Here is a 3,414-nt window from a genome sequence, read left to right as displayed (position 1 = left end):
CTCCGCTACCAGGGGCGTATAGTACTGGAACGCACTCGCGGCCAGGCTATTGCCGCCCGGGTCACCGCCTCCGGCAAATCCGCCAACCCCTGGCAACTCCTCCACGCCTTCATCGGCTGGACCGACCGCCACTTCGCCTCCAACTTGCAAAGCCTTACCGTTCAATACCTCGATTGATTCGCCCGCCTTGCGCGTGCCGTTCCCCTGAGCGCAGTCGAACGGGCACCCGCCGCGCATCCCCGCCGTGTGCCCCTGCCGTTGACTTTCGCCGTTCAATCCGCCCTTCGACCATGCTCAGGGCCCTGAGGCTCTCGAAGGGCAATCCGCAATCCGCCCTTCGACATCGCTCAGGGCGGCCCGAGCCGTTCGACCATGCTCACGGCCCTGAGCCCGTCGAAGGGCATGGTCGAGGGGCCGCAATCGTTCCTGCCCCGCCGCTCCTTTTAGCGATGCTTTTTCCCGTGGACAGGGTTTGTCTGTTACGGTAGTCTGCTCCGCCGAACCGTGCAGCGCAGGGAATGGAATCCGAACCATGTCCACTCGCGTCAACCGTCGGGCCTTTCTGAAACACTCCGCCGCCGGTGCAGGCCTCGTCATCCTCACGGGCTCCGCCAGCATCCGGGCCTACGCCGCCAACAATAAACTCAATACCTCCCTCATCGGCGCCGCCGGCCGAGGCGAGGCGCACTTCGGTGCAGCGGCCGGCGAAAACCTCATCGCCCTCTGCGACGCTGACGAAGGCCGCGTGGCCAAGGCCCTCGAAAAGGCCCCCGGCGCAAAAACCTACACCGACTATCGCAAACTCTTCGACGCCCACAAGGACTTGAACGCCGTCTTCGTCGCCACCCCCGACCACAACCATTTTTCCGCCGCCATGCGCGCCATCGACGGCGGCGCCGGCGTTTACGTCGAAAAGCCCCTCACCTACTGCATCTGGGAAACACGCACCCTCACCGAGTTCGCCCGCAAGAAAAAGGTCGCCTCCCAAATGGGCAACCAGGGCCACTCCGGCGAAGGATGGCGCAACCTCTGCGAATACATCTGGGCCGGCGCCGTCGGCGACGTCACCGAAGTCCACTGCGTCACCAATCGCCCCATTTGGCCGCAGGGCATCGACCGCCCGCCCGCCAAGCCCGTCCCACAGGGACTCAACTGGGAATCCTGGATCGGACCCGCCCCCATGCGCGAGTACCACGACAATCTGCATCCCTTCGCGTGGCGCGGCTGGCTTGACTTCGGCGCGGGCGCCCTCGGCGACATGGGGTGCCACATCATGGACGGCGCCGTGTGGGCACTCCGGCTCGGCGAAGCCAAGACCATCGAGGTCGAGGCCGAGTCCTCCGGCGTCAACGGCGAAACATTCCCCAAGTGGTCCATCGTCACGTACAAGTTCCCCGCGCGCGGCTCCATGCCGCCCGTCACCCTGAAGTGGTTCGACGGCGGCAAGCGGCCGCCAAGACCCGCCGACCTCGAACCCGAACGCAAAGAGGACTTCGACTCGGTCTACCTCGGCACCAAGGGCACCATGGTGGCCGGCTCCTCCGGCGACGGGGCCCGCATCATCCCCGAGGCCAAACGCCAGGCCACTCCCCGCCCCGAACAGTCGATTCCGCGATCCAAGAACGGTCATCACGGCGACTTCCTCGAAGCCTGCCGCGGCGGCGAACCCGCCGGTTCCAACTTCGACTATTCCGGCCCGCTCACGGAGATCGTCCTGTTGGGGAACCTCGCGATTCGCCTCGGCCGAAAAATCGAGTACGACGTCGCCGGCATGAAGGCGAAGAATTGCCCCGAGGCCGACGCCCTCATTCGCCGCACGCCTCGCCCCGGCTGGTATCTGTAGCCCCCCACGCGCGCGCCGCGCCTTCGCCGTTGCCGTTGTCTGTTCAATCCGCAATCCGCAATCCGCAATTGTTCCCCCCGCCCCGCAGGCGAAAAAAGCGCGGCCCGATGGGCCGCGCCTTGGTTGCCTCGCTATCGCGCCGCTTACCGCCGCCGACCGCGCGCCCGACCCCGCCGCCCGCGCCTGGGCACCGAAATGTATCCGGCCGTTTTCGGTTTCATGCGCCCGATCGGCGACCGGAACGGGTGGTCCTCCACCGTCGCCACCGGCTTGCGAATCAGCCGCTCGATGCTATTCAGTTGCCCGCGCTCCTCGTAACTGCAGAACGAAAGCGCCGTCCCCGTCGCACCCGCCCGCCCCGTCCGGCCGATCCGGTGCACGTACATCTCCGCCTCGCGCGGCATGTCGAAATTGATGACGTGCGAAATGTCGTCCACGTCCAGACCGCGCGCCGCCAGGTCGCTCGCCACCAGCACGCGCGTCCGCCCGCGCTTGAACTGGTCCAGCGACCGTTCCCGCGCCCCCTGCGACTTGTTCCCGTGGATTGCGTCCGCCGAGATCCGCGCCACCTTCAACCGCCGCGCCACCTTCTCCGCCCCATGCTTCGTCCGCGTGAAGACGAGCGCCCGGCAAATCTCCGGCCCCGCGAGAAGATGCTCCAGGAGCGCCTGCTTCTGACCTTGCTCCACCAGGTACACCGAATGCGCGACCGTCTCGGCGGCGGGGGCCTCCGGCGTCTCGCGCACTTCCACAGGATCCCGCAGGATCGAGTCCGCCAGGCCCTGGATCGTTCCCGGCATCGTCGCCGAGAAAAACAGCGTCTGACGCCGCGCCGGCAACGCCGACAGAATCCGACGAACGTCCGGGATGAACCCCATGTCCAGCATCCGGTCCGCTTCGTCCAGCACCAGCACTTCGAGGTGCTTGAAGTGCACCAGCCCCTGGCCCATCAGGTCCAGGAGCCGTCCCGGCGTCGCCACCAGGATATCCACACCCTTGCGCAGGGCCTGTTCCTGGGGCCCCTGGCTGACGCCGCCGAACACCTCGGCACACCTCAGGTCCACGTGCTGGCCATAGACGCGGAAACTCGCGTGGATCTGGGCGGCCAGTTCGCGTGTCGGCGTCAGGATGAGTGCCCGGACCGGTCGCCGGCCGTTGCCGCTGGGTTGGCTCGCCGACAGACGCTGGAGGATCGGCAGCGCGAACGCCGCCGTTTTCCCCGTGCCCGTCTGGGCGCAGCCCAGCAGGTCTTTGCCGGCCAGGACAGGGGGGATCGCGTGCAACTGAATGGGGGTGGGTTGTGTGTAACCTTCGCTGCGTACCGCCCGCAACAGGGGCTCGTTGAGCCCCAACTTGTTAAAAGGCATTCGGACACTGTTCCTTTAGACCAAACCAGACTGCCGTAATCCATCCGACCCGATGCCGGACAGTTCCCATACTATACGCTCCCTTTAACGGTTTTGCAAGAGATAATTCCTTCAAAGCCCGCCCCGCCCGCCACGGCGTAGTCGAAGACGAAGCCGGGCCGTGCGCCGTTCAAAGCCCGCAGATGAATCCCGATTCCCGCCACG

Annotated in this window: 1 protein-coding gene and 1 pseudogene; one reads left to right on the top strand and one right to left on the bottom strand. The window is 66.2% G+C overall.

All coding sequences use genetic code 11. From position 1 onward, the window contains the following. Positions 1 to 532 precede the first annotated feature (532 nt). Complete coding sequence (locus tag NTX40_07585; protein ID MCX5648940.1) at positions 533 to 1,843, top strand: Gfo/Idh/MocA family oxidoreductase; 1,311 nt, start codon at positions 533 to 535, stop codon at positions 1,841 to 1,843. 233 nt (positions 1,844 to 2,076) lie between these two features. Here NTX40_07585 and NTX40_07580 read toward each other — a convergent pair. Further along, positions 2,077 to 3,210: pseudogene (locus NTX40_07580) on the bottom strand (DEAD/DEAH box helicase). Positions 3,211 to 3,414 lie beyond the last annotated feature (204 nt).

The sequence above is a fragment of the Planctomycetota bacterium genome (genome assembly GCA_026387035.1).
Lineage (GTDB): Bacteria > Planctomycetota > Phycisphaerae > FEN-1346 > FEN-1346 > JAPLMM01.
This window is presented reverse-complemented; position numbering and strand designations above follow the sequence as displayed.

What these genes read in the sequence shown, in the direction of transcription:
- NTX40_07585 (MCX5648940.1), top strand. Translation starts at nt 533, where the DNA reads ATGTCCACTCGCGTCAACCGTCGGGCCTTTCTGAAACACTCCGCCGCC.